Source organism: Nitrospira sp., assembly GCA_029194665.1.
Taxonomy (GTDB): domain Bacteria; phylum Nitrospirota; class Nitrospiria; order Nitrospirales; family Nitrospiraceae; genus Nitrospira_D.
The window spans coordinates 148,300-167,890 of sequence record JARFXO010000007.1 but is presented as its reverse complement, the minus strand read 5'-3'; the positions used below and the strand labels follow the sequence as shown (position 1 = coordinate 167,890).

Below are 19,591 nucleotides of genomic sequence, written 5' to 3'. Positions count from 1 at the left end.
CTGGCCCGAACGATTAGCTCAACCCTGCCTTTCCTTGCACGGAATCACCTGAATGGACTATATTGGTCACATGCACATGCACTAAGGAGTCGTCATGAAACGTGCGGCAGTTTCGACGCTGAAAGCCACCCTGAGTGCCTGTCTTGCCAAGGTCAAAGCCGGTGACGAGGTACTGGTGGTCGAGCGAGGGAAGCCTATCGCGAAGCTCGTGCCCCTGTCGAAAGACAGTCATGAGAGTGACACCCTGCGCGATCTCGCTCGTGCCGGGCTGGTTCGCTTGGGAACCGGCAAATTACCGGCCGGCTTCTGGAAACTGCCCCGGCCCAAAGATCGACAGGGTCGAGGGCTCAAAGCACTCCTGACGGATCGGTCAGAGGGGCGATGAAGTTTTGGGACGCTTCCGCTCTGCTCCCGCTGTGTCTTCAGGAACGCGAAAGTCCCTCTCTCAGAAAACTGCTTCAGACAGACCAATCCATCGTCGCGTGGTGGGCCTCGCCGATTGAGTGCCTGTCGGCTCTCGCAAGACTGAGACGAGAGGAGGCTCTTGGTATCGAAGAAGATAAGCAGGCACAAGTTATCCTACGAGCCTTGGTGGCCGCTTGGACAGAGGTAGAACCGGGTGAAGCTGTGCGGGAGCAGGCCGCTCGCGTCTTGCGACTGCATCCCTTACGAGCCGCCGATTCCCTGCAATTAGCGGCGGCCCTGGTATGGTGTCAAGGCAATCCATCTCAACGAGAGTTTGTGTGCCTCGACCAACGACTGCGAGAGGCTGGGCGTCGAGAAGGTTTTAACATCTTGCCCCGAGGTTGATCTGCGTAGCGCTCTCGTCACCGCGATTTGGAACTTTCTGCCCTTCTTATCACAAAAATCCCATCGCGAATCGTGACCAGGACGGCGGTGACGCGGAGATCAGCTGCTACGGTCCGATTGAGTTCCTGAATGGCGGCGGTGGATTCGTCATGCGGCGGCTGTTTCAAGACTTCGCCGCTCCAGAGCACGTTGTCGATCAAGATCACGCCCTTTGGGGCAAGCAGGTCGAGCGACCGTCGGTAATAATTGAGATAATTAGTTTTATCGGCATCGATGAAGATCAGGTCAAAGGGGCCGTTCAGTGTTTTCATGGTATCAAGAGCCGGTCCCATTCGGATGCTGATCTTGCCTCCAAAAGGCGATTGCGCGATAAAGCGCCTCGCCAGCGTCGCCGACTTCTCATCGATTTCGCAGGTGATCACAGTCCCATCTTCCGGCAGGGCTTCAGCAAAGCACAACGCGCTGTAGCCGGTAAACATCCCGATCTCGAGCACGCGCTTCGCGCCCACCAACTGCGTCATCATTTTGAGGAAGGCCCCTTCCAAAGGACCGACCAGCATCTGGGAGTGCTCCATGGTCCGATGGGTCTCTTCACGCAGCGCACGACAGACCGAGGACTCCGGGATGGAATGGGCTTCGGCGTACGTTTCGATGTCGGACGGAATCAATTGTTTCATCGTATTCCCTTCAGCAATTTGAAAAGACCGATGTGGTTGCGTACACTGCGCACAACAGCCGAATCATGAGCGGATCTTAACATAGTGGGAAGGAGACCGGATTGAAGACGCTCGCGACGTTGGAACCCCTTACGACCAGACTGCTTGAAATTCAACGCATCAATAGCGCCGCCTCGGTCTTGTCTTGGGATCAAGAAACTTATATGCCGGTCGGCGGGGGGGAAGCGCGAGCTGAACAGATCGCCGTGCTTCAGGGCCTGGCCCATCAGAAATTGGTCTCGCCGGACGTTCAGCAGCTCTTGGCTCAATGGGTCGATCCTGCTACCGGCCAGACAGCCGACCAATCTGGTGAGACGTGGGATGAGCCGTCACGCTCGCTCTTGCGCGAAGTGTGGCGGGATTTCAGCCGCGCGAAGAAGCTACCATCCGATTTCGTCGTGAAGCTGAGCCGCGAATGTTCGCTGGCCCAGCAAGTGTGGGCGGAGGCAAAAGACCAAAATAGATTCGCGATGTTTCTACCGAACCTCCGGACGGTGCTGCAGCTCAAGCGGGAGGAAGCCGAGTATCTCGGATATCAGGATTCGCCCTACAACGCCCTGTTGGATGTCTATGAACCAGGCGCGACCATAGCCGGCCTCCAGCCGGTGTTTGCCGCAGTCAAAGCGCGTCTCGTGCCCTTGCTGAAGCGAATCACTCAGAGCCCCGTTCACATCGATGACGAAGTATTGCGCCATTCTTATGACCAAACTCGACAGCTGGAGTTCGGCCGATTGGTCTTGATCGCGATGGGCTATGACTTCGAGCGCGGCAGACTGGATCTCTCGGCCCATCCCTTCACAACCTCGTTTCACCCGACCGACGTGCGCGTGACGACCCGCGTCCACGAACATGAATTACAATCCTGCCTCTTCAGCTGCATCCATGAAGGAGGGCATGGGCTGTATGACCAAGGCCTGGATCAACGGTATTTCGGCACGCCATTGGGCGATTCGGTCTCCCTGGGCATCCATGAAAGCCAGTCTCGCCTCTGGGAAAATTGCGTCGGACGTTCGCGAGCCTTTTGGCGCTTTTTCTACCCGATTTTACAGCAGACGTTTCACCATCAACTGGGCGGCGTAGATATAGACCGGTTCTATGCCGCCATCAATCGCGTGAAGCCGTCGTTGATCCGTGTGGAAGCCGACGAGCTGACCTACAATCTCCATATCATGCTGCGGTTCGAGATCGAGCAAGCGCTCGTGGAAAACAAGACTCAGCCCGACGACTTGCCGGCGATCTGGAATCAGAAGATGAAGGACTATTTGGGCATCGTTCCGACTTCCGACGCGGAAGGGGTGCTGCAGGACGTGCACTGGTCGTTCGGCGCCTTCGGGTATTTCCCCACGTACACCTTGGGCAACCTCTATTCCGTGCAATTCTTCGAGCAGGCCAAGCTAGAGATTTCACATTTGGAGGATGAGATTGCAGCCGGTCGGTTACTGATCTTGCGCCGGTGGCTGGAACAGAAAATTCACCGCTGGGGCCGCATGTTCACGCCAGCCCACCTCGCGCAACGTGTGACCGGTTCGACCATAAGTCCCGAGCCTTTTCTCAACTATGTTGAAAAGAAATACGGCGAGCTCTACCAACTCTGAGCATCTATGACTGGTCGGCTGTCATAGCCCATGGCGGCGTTGAGCTTTCCGAGGATGGCCGGAGACAATGCAACTTCAGCCTGCACCTCGATCCGGTGCGGGACGAGCAGCGTGGTGTGGAACACAATATCTCGAATGGGAATCTTGAGCTCAGGGTCCTGGGGTGTGCTCAGCTGAACCGATTCGACGGAATTCGTGATGGTACCGCTGTCTTGATGTCCATAGGCTGCGACGACGGCATCGACAATGTCTTTGGCCTTCTCGTTGGCCTCCACCCCTTCGATTGCGTTCAGGAGTAACGGTATCGCCTCCTCCTTCACCTGATCCGATACCGTGAAATTCTCGATCCGCCCTTTCCGACGGAGGGAGGTCAGGTCGTTATCGAGATCTTTGCTGAAGGCTCCGTATGCGAAGCGAAAGAATTCGAAATGGAAGGCTTTCAAGCCCTTGGCAAAGGTTTGGAGTTCGCACAGAAAACAGAGCTGCTGCAACTTCACATCGCTCATCCCATCGTAGGGCTCTGCGAGCTGCAGAACATAGAGAAGCAGCGCACGATCAACCGTGATTTGGCTGGGTGTTCTCAAGGTCTCCTTGCGATGTGCGTGAGCGCTTCACCCGCCTGAGCAGGAACCACGGCTGTTAGCTAAGCGCAGCGAGTGTCCGCCGAAGCCTTGGCGAAGGGGAACAGGCTTCGGCGAGGTGTCGCCAAAGTACCATCAGGAATCACGGCCGTAAATCCGTGGGGCTTCACTATAGACAGCCGGGGAAGCAGCCGTCAAAGGGAATTGGCGATGGCTATCCATCCGACAAAGACACTCTTGACCGGCTGCTCAGTTTCGTCTTTAATTCTCCGTCTAGGAGGCTCGGTCTGATCATGATGGCGAAACATGTCAAAGAAATGGAGGTCCTGAAGGAGCATCTTGGGAAGCACCAGCTCAAATTTACGCGGCAGCGTGAATTGATCCTCGATGCCTTTCTGAAGCAGGAACACATCACGGCCGAAGCGATGTACCATCAGCTGGCGCGCAAAGATCCTCACCTGGGCCTCGCGACCATCTACCGTACACTCAATCTCTTCTGCGACGCAGGCCTGGCCCAGGCCAGGCACTTCGGTACGCAAACCCAGTTCGACAATGTGTCGCATAAGGGCCATCATGACCATCTTATTTGCACAGGCTGTGGGAAAATAGTGGAGTTCGAGAACTGCGACATTGAGCGGCTTCAGGAAGAAGTGGCATCGCGGAACGGTTTTACCATCCAAACTCACCGCCTCGAGCTCTACGGACTCTGCTCTCGCTGCCGTCATTGACCCCTGTTGCCGTTTCTGGTATTCGTTTTTTTAAGGCGGCTTGCCGGTTTCAACTCCCCTCCACCTAGACAGAAGGGTTGGTCATGCGTTTATTTTACCGACGTTCACCTCGCGCCACGGCTATTGCCTCTCAACTCAAGCTCCTCGGTGTTTCAGTTGCCTGCATCCTCGCGCTCTTTTGGTTGATCATGCCGCCCTTCGCATCGGCTGCCGAGAAATTGACCGTCTATTCCGGTCGAGCTGAACGGCTGATCAAACCGGTACTCGATGAGTTTACCGCGAAGACCGGTATTCAAATAGAGTTGCTCTCCTCCGGCACCATGGAGTTGGTGAATCGAATGAAGGCAGAAGGGAAGCGCAGCCCTGCCGATGTCTTTATTACCAACGATGCCGGCAGTCTGGAAATGGCTCGCGCTGCGGGACTCCTTCGCCCATTGAACATGCGGGAGGTCGAACGGGCCATCCCTCCCCAGTTTCGCGCATCGGACAGCAGTTGGGTCGGTTTGTCAGGACGGTTTTGGATCGTTGTGTACAACACGACGATGGTGAAACCCGATCAGATCACGTCGTTGCTGGACTTGGCCAACCCGAAATGGAAGGACAAGATCGCCATTCCGAACGCCGGCAGCGAATATTTGCAAGCGGGTGTGTCGGTCATCCGCGCGAGCGTCGGTGACGATCAAACCAGGAAATTTCTTGAAGGCCTTCGGGACAATGCCGGCACCAGGGTTTATCAAAAGAGCTCGCAGATCGTCGAGGCCGTCGCGAAGGGTCAGGTCGCCATGGGTATCGTCAATCACTATTACGTGTACCGACATCTCGCGACACAACCCACTGCTCCGCTGGCGGTATTGATGCCCGATCAACAGGAAGGAGGCATGGGCGCCATCATGAATGTGGCGGGCATCGGCATTCTAAAACACACTCCCCGCTTGGAGAACGCCAAATTGCTCGTGGAGTTTCTCGTGGCACAAGCCGGTCAGAAGCTGTTCGCCGACCTCGACAAGGAGTACCCACTCCATCCTGAGGTCAAGGCCGACCCAGCTCTGATCGAACGCAAGAGCTTTCGAGCGGCCCTGGTGCCTTTGAGCAAGCTGGCCGAACTGCGGGAACCCACATTGCTTCTCATCGAGCAGGTGGGGATGCGGTAACTCCCCAAGCTCCCAGTGATTGCCATACACCGACCATCTGTCTCTCCTCTACAACTCGCAGTCCTCGCCGGCGCGACACTGATCCTCCTGCCATTGGGCTATGTCACTGTCCTTGCCTTGTCGGCCGATGTTGCGATTTGGCATCGTCTCTGGACCACCCGTGTCCCTGAGCTGCTGTTGAATACGGTTTCACTGGCCGGTGCCGTGGCCTTGCTCACCTTCGTGCTCGGCGTATCAACCGCCTGGATGGTCACGCGATTCGAATTCCCTGGCCGCCGCCTGTGGGAAGTTGGTCTCGTGTTGCCGCTGGCCATGCCGACGTACGTCTTGGCCTATATCTACAACTATCTCTTGGGATTCGGCGGCCCAGTCGAACAGCTCTGGCAGATGCTCGCAGGACCTCAGGCCAGAATCATCTCACCGCAAAGTTTTTGGGGCGTCACCATCGTAATGGCGCTCGACACGTTTCCTTTCGTCTATCTGCTCACACGTAGTGCGCTGCTGAGTTTTAACGTGTCGTTTGAGGAAGTGGCCCGTACCTGTGGCGCCTCACCACTTCACAGAACGCTGTTCGTCACCCTCCCATTGCTACGCCCGTCCATCGTCGCCGGTCTCGCCCTGGTCATCCTGTACGTCGTCTCAGATTTCGGTGCCGTCTCCCTACTGCGCTACCAAACACTGACCTACGCCGTGTTTCAGCAAATGACCGGCCGGTCCGACAATCAGGCAGCGAGCATCCTAAGCATCTTATTGGTCATCCTGGCGCTCCTGTTCTTATTGACCGAACGATGGTTTCGTCGAAAGAGCCGGTTTTACCAGACCTCCGGACGCTTTCGGACACCGCAACGAATCCGGTGCCGATGGTTGCACGCTGCCGCTCTGACGGCATGCTTGGCCACCGTCATCGGCTTGGCCTTTGGAATCCCGGCCTATCTACTGGTGATATGGAGCCTGTCCCCGGAAGCCCAGGCAATCCTCGACGCCCGCTTCTTCGGGTTTGTGTGGAACAGCGCCTTGCTGTCGACCCTGGCAGCCACGGCAGGAGTGTTCGTCGGACTACCCCTTGCCTACCTGGCTAGCCGCAAACCGACCTGGCTCAATGTCGGCTGTTTGCAGGCTGCTTACGCCGGGTACGTCCTACCAGGACCAGTCGCTGCGCTCGCGGTGTTGGTCCTCTTTCTCAAAGTCCTCCCGTTCTTGTATGGTACAGTGATCGTATTGATCGTCGCCTATGTCCTACATTTTCTCCCAGTCGGCCTCCAGTCGCTCGAACCATCGATTCAACAAATCACGCCTAATTTGGAGGAAGTCGCCCGCACCCTGGGGCTTACCGTCCGAGAAACCTGGCGTCGCGTGACGTTACCCCTCATCCGCAACGGAGTCATCGTGGCGTGGGTCTTGATCTTTTTGCAGACGATGAAAGAACTCCCGGCAACGTTGCTGCTGCGACCGGTGGGATTCGACACCCTGGCAATTCGTGTCTGGCTGGAGGCAAGCGAAGAGTACTATCAGCTGGCGGCTCCATCCGCGTTATTGATCGTGCTCGTCGGCTTACCGGCGCTGGTCTTATTGCTCTCCCGTGATTGGCGGGCAGCGTAGAACTACCATGAACGAACCATCGCACATCGCACAGGTGGATGCCGAACAGCTCGACGGCCAAGTGAATCTCTACCAGCCGGCCTCTTCCATCTTGGAGCTTCGTGCCGTGTCCTGTGCCTATGATCCAAGCAGGCCTGCGATCCACGATATTTCATTTTCCGCGCAGGAAGGTGAAATTCTCTGTCTGCTCGGTCCATCAGGCTGCGGCAAGACGACCATTTTGCGGGCGATCGCGGGTCTCGAACCGGTGCAGGTCGGACAGATTTTTTTGTCAGGCCGGTTAGTCTCATCCTCCTCGGAAACGATTCCGACGGAGGACCGCCGAGTAGGCATGGTCTTTCAAGAGTACGCGCTCTTTCCACATTTGCGCGTCGCCGACAACATCGCCTTCGGGCTCCGCCACCTGTCGCGGGCGGAGCGGAGATGTCGTGTCCAAGACATGCTGCGGCTGACCGGCCTCGAAGGACTCGACCGACGTTACCCGCATGAGTTATCGGGAGGACAACAGCAACGAGTGGCCCTTTCACGCGCTCTCGTGCAGCATCCCGTCTTGCTCCTCCTGGATGAGCCGTTCAGCAACCTGGATCCCGATATGGCCGGCCGCATGCGGCAAGAGCTCCATGCCCTGTTGCATCGGATGAAAACCACGACGATTCTCGTGACGCACGATCACCACGAAGCCTTTGCCATGGCCGACCGCATCGCCGTACTCAATCAGGGAATGCTCGAACAGTTGGATTCGCCGGAGCTCATTTACCATCTTCCGGCTACAAGGTTCGTGGCCGATTTTGTGGACCAAGCCGACTTTATCACCGGACAGGTCCGCGAGGGCCTGGTCCATACTGAACTCGGAGAGTTCCCCAATACCCTCAATCGCCCCGAGGAAAGCGAAGTCGTCGTGATGATTCGCCCCGACGACATCCAGCTGGTGCCCAACAAATCGGCGAAGCCGCGTATTGCGGCTCGCCTGTTCCGAGGTTCGGAGAACCTCTATACGATCCGTCTGCCCTCCGGACAGATGGTCCACAGCAGCGAAAGCTCAACCAGCCTCTACGAGGAAGGGACCGCCGTGGAACTCCGCGTCTCTGCCACGCACACTGTGGTGTTTCCTGCCGAACAGTCTTCTCGTTCGTAGAAACCGGATCGAAGCGATCCGTGTTGTGGATTGACAGTTTCCCTTCCGGTCTGCCATGAATAAAACGATGTGCTGGCTCCCAGCCTACCGGATCGAACCATATTTTCACATTAGTAAGGAGTTATGATGGATGCGCTGAAGAATACCATTGATTATGGGATCATCGGGCTCTTGCTGGCCCTGAGCCTCTGGTCTGTCGCGGTTGCCGTCGAACGCTGGCTCTTCTACCGACGGGTCAATTTCTCACAGTTTTCAAATGCCCGGCTGCTGGAAATCACGTTGACCAAGCGCCTCGTGATTATCGGCACAGTGGCCGCCAATGCTCCGTATATCGGCCTGCTCGGAACTGTCCTGGGAATCATGTTGACGTTCCACACGATGGGAACGTCGGGAACGATGGCGGTCAACACCATCATGATCGGCTTGAGTCTGGCATTGAAGGCGACTGCCATCGGTCTATTAGTCGCCATTCCCTGCGTCGTGATGAACAATGTGCTTCGGCGTCGCGTCACCGAACTTCTGACTGAGTATGGAGTGCAACATGGAACGGAACATTGATCAAATCAACGTCATCCCGCTCGTGGATGTCATGTTGGTCCTTCTCGTCATCGTGCTGACCACCGCCACCTTCATCAGCACGGGACAGATTCCCGTCAACTTGGCTAAGGCCAAAGAGGTCAGCGACCACAAGGATGTTCCCATCGTGATTTCATTGACTGCGGATGGAAACTTGTTTCTAAATGATGCTCCGGTTCCATCCGGGGGCCTCCCATCGGTCTTGGCCGCCAGAGCTCGCGAATCGGCCGTGGTCGTGCGAGCGGACAAGGTCACATTGCTCGAAAAATTCGTCGCGCTGGTCGATGAGATTCGTGGCCTAGGCTTTCAGCAGGTCAGCTTGGAGGTCGTTCGGCTGTGATAAACGATTCGAGGCTACTGCGGAACCGTCCTGATCCGATCCGCAGCAAGTATCGCGAGCGTCGTAGGGTCGCCATCATTGCGGCATATCTCGTCTCCGCGTTCACACGCTACCAGAGGAAGTTGCAACCCGCTATGGCGCACGCAGCCGATCACGGAGCCCGGATGAAACGGTCATCTTTCCTTCATGGTCGATGATGATCGCCTCAACATGCGGCAAGCGTTCCACCAAGGCCATCCCGCGCTCAGGCCCCAACACAAAAATCCCTGTGTCCAAACCATCAGCCATCGTACCATCCTTGGCGATGACTGTGACGCTCTGACAATCACGTGCCGGCTGCAAGGTTTGGGGGTCCAGGATATGATGGTAGCGAACACCGTCCCGTTCAAAGAACCGTTCGTAATCTCCGGCCGTTGAAATGGCCTCATCCTTCAGGTCGATAACGGCAATCAGCGCCCCTTCTTCACGAGGATGATTGATACCTACCGGGAATCCTCCTGCGTCTGGGAGCGCGCCGAACGTTTTGATATCGCCAGACAAGGCAACAACTCCTCCCTGTGCGCCGGCCTGTTTCATTTCATCGACCGCATGGTCTGCGGCATAGCCCTTTCCAATTCCGCCCACATCGATCCGCATTCCCCCGCAAGGTAGGAAGATCGTCCGGGCATCCCGATCGAGCTGAATGTTCGTCCAATCGACCAGAGCCTTGAGCTGATCCAACTCGGCATCGCTCGGAATGTACTGTCGCTCGGTAACACTCCACAAGTCGACGGCAGGACCGACGGCGATATTGAACCCCCCTTGCGTCAGGCGAGCTATCTCGATGGATCGCGCCACGATGTCGAAGGTCTCCCGGCTGACTTCGACAGGATGACGACCAGCTGCATCATTGACGTGGGATAGTTCGCTTGCGGAACTCCAGGTACTCAACAACCGTTCGAGACGTTTGATTTCATCGAACCCAGCCTGAATCGCCCCTTGCGCCACCTTCTTATCGGACGCCACTGCGGTAATCGAAACCAGCGTCCCCATGTGCATCTGCGTCCGCTTGACAACGACAGACTCGGGAACGGGTGACACCTCCACGCAGCCGACCAAACCGGTAAGTACAAGGCTGACCATCGCTTTTCTGAGATCATCTCCGCCTGGCAACCTCATAGCGGCAGAATGTCCTTACCACCACTGCCGGCGAAAATAGGTGGGATAGCGCGGGTACGGCATGACTTCGAACAGACGCGCCTGAAAACTGGGAGGATTTGGCAGGACACTCACGACTGTTTGTGTGTCCAACGATGGGTAGGTCTGCATCAAGAATTCGGCCGCACGGGTGCGGTCATCCTCTACATCTTCCATTGACAGGCTGAGCATGCGCCCATATTTGGGGGAATCCGCTCCAAACCGCCAAAACCCGACGTAGGTGATGAGGTCATTCTTCACGAGAAAGGTCACAGTCAACTGAGCCATCGACAGGAACGGTCCTTCGCTGATCTGAACACGGTCCAACTCATACTCTCCTGGGTGAAGCGGCAGGACAAATCGCTCGTTTGCCGAATTCATCTCCACGATAAACCGTTCGTGCGTCCGGCGGTTCTGAATCTCGAAGAAACGGATTTCAGGCATGTACAAACGAGCGCGTTCTCCTGTAATGACCACTGATGCTCGACCAACAACCACCGTCCCGTGAACAAGTTCGGGATCGGGAATGGCCGGTAGATACGAGGCACAACCCGGGAGGAGCAACGTCGTCGTTGCAAGTCCTCTGAGCAATGAATTCCATCCCACCGACATGCCGTCATTATACGCTATCCGCAGAGCAGCGCTCTCCGCTCATTCGGCGTTCATGTGATCGATGGCCCTCCCCTTGACACCAAACACTGAGTAGGTATAGATTCGCCGGCGATATTAATAACTGTTCTCAATTCCAAAGCCGATCAACTATCACAATGATTATGACGCACGTGCCCGAGCGCCATCGGGCCAAGGGCCAGGAAACTCGCTGTGAATGCGGACAATTGATCGCCAAGGTGTGCGAGCAAGGGCTGGAGCTGAAGTGCAAACGCTGCAAGCGCATCGTCGTGATTCCCTTTTCCTCGATTGAAGGCTGGGGGACCGGAACATGATGATTCATTGTGCGAAAGGAGGCGCAGCGACCGCACTTCCATTACACGACTACATCTCTTTTGTTTGCTTAAAGGCCAGAGACCATCGAGTCCCGAGTCAGACCACAACCTTACTCACAAGGGAGGATACCGATGAAAATGCGGTCAATCCTCGGGGCTCTCGTCATCGCCGGCCTGACAGTCATGCCAGTGTGGGCTGCAGAGATGACCCCGGAGGAGATCAAGAAGATGGTCGATGAAGCAGTGGAAAAACGCCTGCAAGAACGCGACCGCCACGAGGGACTTGGCGAACAGAAGGAGGGTCCCCCGGGTGAAGAGACCCAGCCAGGGATCGGCTCTCTGCCGGAGGTCGCGAAGGAGCGCCGGAGGGAGCAGCAAGCGCCTCTTTCCTTCGGGTCAACCGGGTCTGGCCGGTTGGTGTATGCCAAGCCCTTCGTGTCGTCACCGAAGGCGATTGTGGGCGGCTACGCGGATATTCAATTCCGCGCCCAACGCCAAGCAAGCATCGAGAACGGCTATGGCGGCACAACGAACAGTTTCGATCAGCAGAGGTTCGTCCCCTTTATCTATGCGGACATCACAGAGCACGTGAAGTTCGCGTCTGAAATTGAGTTTGAGCACGGCATTCGTGAGGATTCCACGCAAGGAATAGAAGTCGGGATAGAATTTGCCACTATCGATTACCTCGTCGCGGAACCTATCAACGTTCGCGCCGGAATTTTGCTGCTTCCGATCGGCAAGTTTAACCTGCTGCATGATTCCCCGCTCAATGACCTCACCGATCGTCCCTTGGTCAGTCGGCTGGTTATTCCTAGCACCATGTCTGAAACCGGAGCGGGATTCTACGGAACCTTTTATCCAGGAAGAACCGGCAAGCTGGACTACGAGTTCTATTTCACGACGGGACCATGCTCATACGACAACGACGGAACTCCTAGAATCAACGAGGCAAGTGGCACACGAGGGGCACGGCAGCGGAAGTGCCCGGCTGACGATGGACTGGATCTCAACAACGGTAAGGCAGTTGTCGGACGCATGGCGTTCAGTCCTATGCTCGGAGTCGAAGTGGCGGGGTCTGGTTATTATGGCAATGGAGCACCCAACTCAAGTTACAACCCTCTCAGTATTTTCGCCCTCGACTGGACGCTTCAGCGGGGACCATTTGAACTGATCGGCGAAGCAGCCTGGTCCTATGCAAGGGGAAACGCACGAGCTATTAACGGCAACACGATTGGATTTGCCCCAGGCTCACTCCTGACGGGGATACCCGGCAATAGCGGCCCTGGAATCCCGCCGCAGCGCGGAAGCGGCTTTTATATCCAGGGCAACTATCACTTCATGCCGGCGTTCTTGACAAAACTTTCCCCGAAGCGGTTTGGTGAGGGTTCCACCTTCACAGCTGTATTCCGGTACGACAGGGTGAACACCGATCTGGATAACTTCAATGGCACAGGGGGCTGGGGTAATCTGCAGCAGTTTTCCTTCGGTTTGAACTATCGACCCATCCAGGACACAGTCTTCAAGATGAGCTATCAATATCAGCCGATGGCATTTAATCCCAATACGGAACAACGGATTCACGATAGTGCCTTCGTGATATCGGCAGCCACCTATTTCTAGGGAGTTGGCGGGGAGGCTTTCTCTCGAGAAAGCCTCCCCGCAAGAGGATGACTTGATGTACGGAACACGACCTATGGGCCTTCTGCTCGTTGTGCCGCTGTTGGCGTTGACTGCCTGTGCCGGCCTCACCGGCGGACAAAATTCCTACTTCGTCTGCTCCTACGATACCGTCTGGGAGGCAGCGGTGGAATCGACGAAGGGTTACTCCATCACCGGGCTCAACAAGACCGATGGGACCATTGAAACCGCATGGATTGAAATGGAAGGTCGGAAGCAGCCCTATGGGGTGTTCCGGCGTGAGGGGTTCGGCAACATCGAGCGGGCCCGCTTGACGGTGGCCGTCAAGAAAATCGACGACGTCACGTCCGTCAACGTGTTGGAAACGCGTCAACGTTGGCATGCTCGGGGCGGTGCGTCCCAGCAGGCCATGAAATGGTGGGCTGTCGAACCATCAGAGGAAGTGACGAACGCGGTGACGGAGAAACTCCATCTTCGACTCAAGGAGAAAGGTTGTGAGGCCTCGTCATGATAACGCGTCTGTGTGTCATGGTCATCGCCATTCTCCTGATGCCAGTCACCCAGGCAAGCGCTGAGCGAATTTGGGATAGCGACCTCAAGCGTTATCTGACGCAGCAGGAAATGACCGCCGCCGAAGAGTTCATGAGCGAGGAAGAGGGGGTCAAGATCATGCTCCCGAAATCCCAACAAGTTCGCAAGGAGGTGATCAAGCTCACCCAGGAAAAGAAGGTCCACATCGAGGAACGAATCGGCTGGAAATTCCCGGAAGAATCGTTCGAGGTGTATATCGGGGAGTCCGGCGGTCAGGTTGACGGCTATGCGGTCGTCCAAAACACGATCGGCAAGCACAAGCCGATGACCTACCTGGTCGGCATCGATAACGAAGGGTCCGTATCGGACGTTGAACTCCTGGTGTTCCGGGAATCGCGCGGGAGCGATGTCGGGAAAAAGCGGTTTAACGCCCAGTACGAAGGCAAGACCGTTCTCGACCCGATCCGGATCAAAAGCGACATCACCAACATTACCGGCGCCACGATGTCCGTTCGCTCGATGAGCGCCGGTGTCAAACGAGTCTTGGTATTGATCGACGAGTTTTACTTGAAACCGGCCGGAATCGGCAGCGACACAATGGCGAAACGGAATAAAGGATTCTTCTCGTCCATATTCGGGAACTAACTTCCAGCGGACCCAGCGTCCCTGCATGCGAAACTTTAACCAGAAATTCAGGCTGCGCGACGCTGATCGACATATTCGGTTGCTCTATACCTTGTTCCTGCTCTTGATGTTGGCCGGCTTTGCTTTCTCTTTCTTTTGGGCGCATAGCATGACGAGTCTTTCACCGCAAGGCATCGCCGATCACTATCGAGGGTCAGATACGACGTTTGGGGAGCCCATGTCCTTTCGAGAATTGGCAGAAATTACTCACTTCCATCTTTTTACGATGCCAGTCGTGTTCATGATTCTCATCCATGTGATGTATCTGACCAGCGCAAGTCATATGCTGAAAACGGTCGTGACCTGGGCCGGGTTCGGCGGTGTGATTCTCGACCTTCTGTCGCCATGGTTGATCAACTATGTCTCCCCTATTTTCGCCGTCTCGATGTTGACCGGCGATACGCTGATGACCGTCAGTTTTCTGGTGATGTTTGTCGTCCCGTTGTATGAGATGTGGGTGCTCGAGCAACCGCTGATGGAGGGGAAACGACCGCAAGAATCATAAGATTCAGATCGTCCACACAACTTTTCAAGCGGCCAGCGGTTATTCACCCAGAGCCCAGGGTCACGACAGTGTCTTGGGCTCTTGATATTTGCGGAGGTGATGCGATGCAAGTCCACATAGCAGATCAGGTTGAACCGGCCGTGCTGAAGATTCAAGGCATGTTGCAGAAGATCGACCGCCTTCATCTTCCGGCAACATCTCGACGCGATCTGGAGAGTATTCTGGTTCGGCAAGTGACGAAGGAACTGGATCGACTTCTGCCGTGGCAAGCAGGGCATGGTCAAGAAACGGCGGCTGTTGCTGTTCGTATGGGGCTTGCTGCGAACCTCTGCGACGAGCTCTTACATCAATTGAAACAGGCCGCCTTGCTTCACGACATCGGTCTCCTGATGCTTCCGTCTCACCTCCAAACCGGGCGAGAGGCCATAGATCCGGCCTCGTACGTGGCCATTCAAAATCATCCACGACTCGGAGCGACCTTGCTCGAGCCTTTTTCATTCCTTCGTGACGCAACCATCCTGATCGCCCATCATCATGAACGGTGGGATGGATCAGGCTATCCCTACGGCCTGAGGGGACAATTCATCCCACTGGGCGCGAGGATTCTCGCCGTCGCGGACGCGTTCGAGGCTATTCGGGTTCCCCATGTCCACGACCGGTCTTTGCGTGATCGTATCGCGCTCCGAATCCTGCGGGTGGCCTCCGGAACCCAATTCGATCCCTTTGTCGTCGATCTCTTGGTCGAACTGATGGGAGAAACGGAAACAACCTATTTAGAAGGAACACCTCATCGGTAACACAGCCGGTGTAGGGCCTACGTCGGCCCGTGGAGTGGGAACCCACCTCTCCCACTTTGCAGGCGAGGGTCCTCACCTCCCGAGGACCCTCGCCTCCCCTCGATGTTCGATTAACGGAAGGAATGATGTGTCATGAGTCATGCCTATGTGCCCCATCAAACACCGACGTACCTAGCCCTTCTAGGTTCCATCCTTTTCCTCGTTGGCCTCCTTGCCTGTTCTGGCGGTGAGAGCTCGCCTCCTCCCCCATCTCCCGTTTCGACAGGTACGCCAGGCGCCGAAGAGGACGTCGGCGAACGGCTGTTCCTTGACACCAGATTTTCCCAGTCGTTCAAGGTGTTCATGGACAACGGCGGCAAGGTCAACGATCCCAACTCCGGCGATGCGGTTGTCGCTACCCTCGAAACCTTGGGAGCCCCGATCAACCCAGGGCCATTCAAAGGCATGTCGATGAACTGTCGGACCTGTCACTTGGTCGATGATGCCCTCTCAGCTCCCGGCGGCGGCATGAGGTCCTATGCCGACTTCGCGCGCCGCAGTCCTGTTCCAGCAAGGGCCGACGGCGATACCAACACACCAAGAAATTCTCCTCCGCTGGTCAATTCCTCCCTGAACCGGCCAGGCGGCGTCTTGCTCCACTTCGATGCCGAGTTCAATTCCATGGAAGACCTGGTCGTTGGGACCTTTACCGGTCGAAACTTTGGCTGGCTTCCCGGCGAAAAGGCTCAGGCGATTTCACATATCGCAAAAGTGGTTCGAGAAGACGATGGTTCCTTTGATCTGACCGACACCGGCTTGTCTTATAGAGTTTTATTTACCGGCACCAACCCGAATATTCCTGACGAGCTGCGCCTGCCTCCTCAATTTCGCGCCCTGATCGGCTCGGGCACCGACCAAGAGGTCTTCGACGCAGTCGTGAAGGTCGTCGCGGCGTACGTGAACGGCCTCCGGTTTTCTAAGACCGACGACAATGGGGTACCGATTCGCTCGCCGTTTGACGTGTTCCTGGCGATCAACGGTCTACCTCAGCAGCCAAATCCGAACGAGCCTCCGCTCTCCTATAGTCAGCGGCTTCGGGCCCTGATCAACGCGCCGAGCTTCTCCCCGCAATTTGTGACCTCCAACCCCAACCGATCAAATGGCCAGTTTCAGTTCCACGCTCAACCGTTCGCGTTCGGCGCAACGGAGCTGGCCGGATTGAAGATGTTCCTGGCGGAACCTGCCACGCCTGTCGCTTCACCCGCCGAGCTCACCGCGGGCAAGGTCGGCAATTGTATTGCCTGCCATGCCGCACCCAACTTTACCGATTTCAAGTTGCATAATACGGGCACGACACAAAAGGCATACGACGGCATTCACGGTGCCAATGCATTCGGCGCTCTCGTGATCCCAAACCTCACCGTTCGCGATGGAAACTACGATGCCTACCTCCCTGCCACGGAAAACCATCCCAACGCCTCAGGACGCTTCCGAGCCATCCCTCTGCTTGCCGACCCCACCTTGACCGATCTGGGCGTATGGAACGTCTTCGCCAACCTCGATATGCCGAACCCGCAAGCAAAAATCCGACCCATCTTGTGCGATGACCAGGTCCCATGCCCCATATCCGATTCGATCCTACTCGACCGTGCCATCGCGCGATTCAAGACCCCCGGCCTCCGTGACCTCGGACATTCGGCACCCTACATGCACAATGGGCAATTTGATACGTTGGAGGACATCATCGTTTTTTACCGCGACGTCTCGGATCAATCCCGCGCTGGAACTCTGCGCAATGGAGCCGTCCAGCTTCAGGGCATCGCCCTCCTAACCAATGACATCGCCTCCCTGGTGGCATTCCTCAGGTCGCTGAATGAGGACTATCAATAGCCGACCGTCTAGTACTGAGATGAGGAACCGGGTACCCATGCAGCAGGCAGAGTCTCAGGTCTCATGCGCACCTTCCGAAACGCGTGTGACAACCTGTAGCCGCTGCAACCGACCTACAGGGCACCAGAGTCCCCTGCTCTGGTGCCCAAAGTGTCGGCAGTTCCAGCGTCAACGAGGGCAGGCCAGAGGGCTGGTGCGATCGCTTCACACGCGACGGCTCAAAGCTTGGATGAAACGCTTTCCCTCCTGAGGCATCTCAACAGGCACGTCTGACGGCGACACGGCCACGCCCCATCGAACCCTCACGATGTGACAGCAATCGACCTCGGTGGAACAGCAGGCGCGATCAATGAGCGCCTGTCCATAGGCCCTCTCGCAACCATGCCGAGACAAGGCCGACGACGCTGGGGGTTTAGGCAATGTTGGATCTGTCGGTTTGTCGGCAAGGGCGAGCGGTCGTGGACCGGACAAGATCTACGACAGTTCGAGATGATAACGGTCCAACGTCGTGGCTTTATGACGCGAAAAGTTCGACAGCGACTTGTTGTAATCAATAATGGCCCGTAACTCGTTTCCCTGCGCGGTTGCGAGGTCGCGCTGAAAATCGAGCACAAAACGAGTCGTGCTGAGTCCCACCTTCAACCGTTCCTGCTCCGTCTTCAACTGTTTTTCCGCCAAAATGCGCGCCGACTGCGTGGTCTCGATACGTTTAAAGTCTGTCTGGACCCGGCGCACCGCTTCACGGACACCGACAATAATCTCGTGGCGGACGCTGGCGAGTACTGCTTCCGCACTTCTGGCCTCGAGTCGGCGCTTGTTGTACGTGCTGATGGCAGAGCGGTTCCCGATCGGATAGCTGAACAGCAGACCCGCCCCATAATTGTAGAAATCGCCGCTGAAGTTTCTGTTGAACGAGCTGCCAAAATCACTACCTATCCCGGTGAGCCCCATGGTCCCTTGGAACGACAGGGTGGGAAGCAATTGGTTGCGGGCAAATTGTGTGTTCAGCTCACCGGACTCGACATGCTTTTTCGCCTGGATGATTTCAGGACGCAAGTCGATCGCGATATCGATCGCTGCCTCCAGGCTGATGGGTTCAAGGGCCGTGACAGGAGCATCGAGGGGTGTGAGACGCATATCCTTCCTCAGAGCCGCTTCACCAGGATTCAACAGACGTCGCAGTTGATCTTCCTGGTCGCGAATGGCCTTCTCGGCCACCAAGATCTGCTCGACCCTTGATGCAACGGCGGCCTCGGCTTGGAGCACATCGACGGTGGACATCACACCGGCTTTGGCCTTGGCGCGATTGCTCGCCAAGAGCTCTTCGGCTGCCTTCAAGGCGGCTTGTGCCACCGTCAGGTTCTCAATCGTAAATACCAATTCCCAATAGGTTTGTTCGACCGTGGCGATGACGGTCATGACCCGGTCTCGGAAGACATGCTGTTCGACGTCGGCATTGTTTTGAGCCACCTTGATGAAGGTCTTGTTGAGAGCGATCCCCGCGTTCTTGAGCAACGGCTGGGTCAGGGTGAAAGTCAGGCCGCCGGCCCACTCCGGATTGAAGAGAAATCCTTGGGCGACTTCCTGATTGTAATTGTTCCTTACAGGGTTGTACCTCACGTCGAGCATGCCCCCGGTCAACAAGTTTTTGGTCGCGTCGATCGCCAAGGAATGATGTCGCTGGTCGAAAATCGTAATCTGATTAAGATTCGGTCCCGTTCCACCGAACAGGGGTTGATTGAGCGGATCTACGGTCCGATTATATCGACCGTTCACGCTCACGGTCGGATCGAACTTGGCTTGTTCGACGACGATGTCGGCTAACCGACCCTCCTTGGCATAGCGGCTGATACTGATGTCGAGGTTGTTCTGCAGCGCGCGAATCGCCGCATCCGCCAGCGAGATGGCCTCTCGCCGTTCCGCTGAAATCGGTTGCGTCGCATCCAAGCTCCAGACTTCAGGCGGCGACGAGAGGCACCACAAGGCGATCAGCGTCAGACCTACGACTCTGTAGTGAGCCGAGTGACTCCAATCCATACCATTTCTTCTATATCCAGAGTTTTCGACAAGAGCTGCCATGCTGTTAACCGAACGAGGCTAGATAGACCGCTATCTCCAGATAGAGATCATCCAGTTATTATGACGAGGCAACCCCACTTGTTCCTCACATCCAGCTGTGCGCCGGCTGTGACCTGCTCGATTCGGATCGCTGATCG

The 19,591-nt window shown here is 56.3% G+C and carries 21 protein-coding genes; 16 read left to right on the top strand and 5 right to left on the bottom strand.

The window, feature by feature from the left end:
• The first annotated feature begins 94 nt into the window (after positions 1–94).
• Together P0119_20545 and P0119_20540 are read left to right on the top strand one after the other, a co-directional pair.
• The gene (locus P0119_20545) at positions 95–385 is read left to right on the top strand and encodes a type II toxin-antitoxin system prevent-host-death family antitoxin (GenBank protein ID MDF0668445.1); all 291 of its coding nucleotides are present in this window, start codon (positions 95–97) and stop codon (positions 383–385) included.
• Complete coding sequence (locus P0119_20540; GenBank protein MDF0668444.1) at positions 382–810, top strand: type II toxin-antitoxin system VapC family toxin; 429 nt, start codon at positions 382–384, stop codon at positions 808–810. The genes P0119_20545 and P0119_20540 overlap by 4 nt, the downstream gene beginning before the upstream one ends.
• Before the next feature lie 17 nt (positions 811–827).
• On the opposite strand, the gene P0119_20535 is transcribed toward P0119_20540, so the two are convergent.
• Positions 828–1,487: a class I SAM-dependent methyltransferase gene (locus P0119_20535; protein MDF0668443.1), complete on the bottom strand. Its 660-nt coding sequence runs from the start codon at positions 1,485–1,487 to the stop codon at positions 828–830.
• A gap of 101 nt (positions 1,488–1,588) precedes the next feature.
• Here P0119_20535 and P0119_20530 point away from each other — a divergent pair, with 101 nt between their 5' ends.
• On the top strand, positions 1,589–3,121 hold the full coding sequence (locus P0119_20530; GenBank protein ID MDF0668442.1) for a carboxypeptidase M32: 1,533 nt from the start codon (positions 1,589–1,591) through the stop codon (positions 3,119–3,121).
• Here P0119_20530 and P0119_20525 read toward each other — a convergent pair.
• Positions 3,109–3,705 carry a hypothetical protein gene (locus P0119_20525; GenBank protein MDF0668441.1) on the bottom strand — a complete coding sequence of 199 codons (597 nt, stop codon included), beginning with the start codon at positions 3,703–3,705 and terminating at the stop codon, positions 3,109–3,111. The genes P0119_20530 and P0119_20525 overlap by 13 nt on opposite strands.
• Before the next feature lie 290 nt (positions 3,706–3,995).
• Here P0119_20525 and P0119_20520 point away from each other — a divergent pair, with 290 nt between their 5' ends.
• The 6 genes from P0119_20520 to P0119_20495 all read left to right on the top strand — a co-directional run bounded on the left by P0119_20520 (position 3,996) and on the right by P0119_20495 (position 9,231).
• A complete protein-coding gene (locus P0119_20520) occupies positions 3,996–4,430 on the top strand; it encodes a Fur family transcriptional regulator (protein ID MDF0668440.1) in 435 nt (144 codons plus the stop codon).
• Between the two features lie 83 nt (positions 4,431–4,513).
• Positions 4,514–5,581 (top strand): extracellular solute-binding protein, encoded by a 1,068-nt coding sequence (locus P0119_20515; protein ID MDF0668439.1) that lies wholly within the window; start codon positions 4,514–4,516, stop codon positions 5,579–5,581.
• Positions 5,582–5,596: 15 nt separating this feature from the next.
• Positions 5,597–7,180: an iron ABC transporter permease gene (locus tag P0119_20510; GenBank protein ID MDF0668438.1), complete on the top strand. Its 1,584-nt coding sequence runs from the start codon at positions 5,597–5,599 to the stop codon at positions 7,178–7,180.
• Between the two features lie 7 nt (positions 7,181–7,187).
• On the top strand, positions 7,188–8,315 hold the full coding sequence (locus P0119_20505) for an ABC transporter ATP-binding protein (protein ID MDF0668437.1): 1,128 nt from the start codon (positions 7,188–7,190) through the stop codon (positions 8,313–8,315).
• Between the two features lie 123 nt (positions 8,316–8,438).
• Complete coding sequence (gene exbB / locus P0119_20500; GenBank protein MDF0668436.1) at positions 8,439–8,873, top strand: TonB-system energizer ExbB; 435 nt, start codon at positions 8,439–8,441, stop codon at positions 8,871–8,873.
• Complete coding sequence (locus tag P0119_20495; GenBank protein MDF0668435.1) at positions 8,857–9,231, top strand: biopolymer transporter ExbD; 375 nt, start codon at positions 8,857–8,859, stop codon at positions 9,229–9,231. The genes exbB and P0119_20495 overlap by 17 nt, the downstream gene beginning before the upstream one ends.
• 132 nt (positions 9,232–9,363) lie before the next feature.
• Here P0119_20495 and P0119_20490 read toward each other — a convergent pair whose 3' ends face one another.
• Both P0119_20490 and P0119_20485 read right to left on the bottom strand, forming a co-directional pair.
• Positions 9,364–10,389, bottom strand: a complete 1,026-nt coding sequence (locus P0119_20490) for an FAD:protein FMN transferase (GenBank protein ID MDF0668434.1) — start codon at positions 10,387–10,389, stop codon at positions 9,364–9,366.
• A 15-nt stretch (positions 10,390–10,404) separates the two neighbouring features.
• Positions 10,405–11,013, bottom strand: coding sequence for a hypothetical protein (locus tag P0119_20485; GenBank protein MDF0668433.1), 609 nt, complete (start codon positions 11,011–11,013; stop codon positions 10,405–10,407).
• Between the two features lie 161 nt (positions 11,014–11,174).
• Here P0119_20485 and P0119_20480 point away from each other — a divergent pair, with 161 nt between their 5' ends.
• From P0119_20480 to P0119_20450, 7 genes are all read left to right on the top strand, one after another.
• Positions 11,175–11,351: a hypothetical protein gene (locus P0119_20480; GenBank protein ID MDF0668432.1), complete on the top strand. Its 177-nt coding sequence runs from the start codon at positions 11,175–11,177 to the stop codon at positions 11,349–11,351.
• 132 nt (positions 11,352–11,483) lie between these two features.
• Positions 11,484–12,971, top strand: coding sequence for a TonB-dependent receptor (locus P0119_20475; GenBank protein ID MDF0668431.1), 1,488 nt, complete (start codon positions 11,484–11,486; stop codon positions 12,969–12,971).
• A 55-nt stretch (positions 12,972–13,026) separates the two neighbouring features.
• A complete protein-coding gene (locus tag P0119_20470; GenBank protein MDF0668430.1) occupies positions 13,027–13,500 on the top strand; it encodes a hypothetical protein in 474 nt (157 codons plus the stop codon).
• Positions 13,497–14,165, top strand: coding sequence for an FMN-binding protein (locus P0119_20465; GenBank protein MDF0668429.1), 669 nt, complete (start codon positions 13,497–13,499; stop codon positions 14,163–14,165). The genes P0119_20470 and P0119_20465 overlap by 4 nt, the downstream gene beginning before the upstream one ends.
• A 25-nt stretch (positions 14,166–14,190) precedes the next feature.
• Entirely contained in the window at positions 14,191–14,709 is a 519-nt protein-coding gene (locus P0119_20460) for a hypothetical protein (GenBank protein ID MDF0668428.1), read from the top strand.
• 104 nt (positions 14,710–14,813) lie between these two features.
• Complete coding sequence (locus P0119_20455; protein ID MDF0668427.1) at positions 14,814–15,506, top strand: HD domain-containing protein; 693 nt, start codon at positions 14,814–14,816, stop codon at positions 15,504–15,506.
• A 132-nt stretch (positions 15,507–15,638) separates the two neighbouring features.
• On the top strand, positions 15,639–17,375 hold the full coding sequence (locus P0119_20450; protein ID MDF0668426.1) for a cytochrome c peroxidase: 1,737 nt from the start codon (positions 15,639–15,641) through the stop codon (positions 17,373–17,375).
• 474 nt (positions 17,376–17,849) lie between these two features.
• Here the strand turns inward: P0119_20450 and P0119_20445 are convergent, their stop codons facing one another.
• The gene (locus tag P0119_20445) at positions 17,850–19,412 is read right to left on the bottom strand and encodes a TolC family protein (GenBank protein MDF0668425.1); all 1,563 of its coding nucleotides are present in this window, start codon (positions 19,410–19,412) and stop codon (positions 17,850–17,852) included.
• Positions 19,413–19,591: the final 179 nt, after the last annotated feature.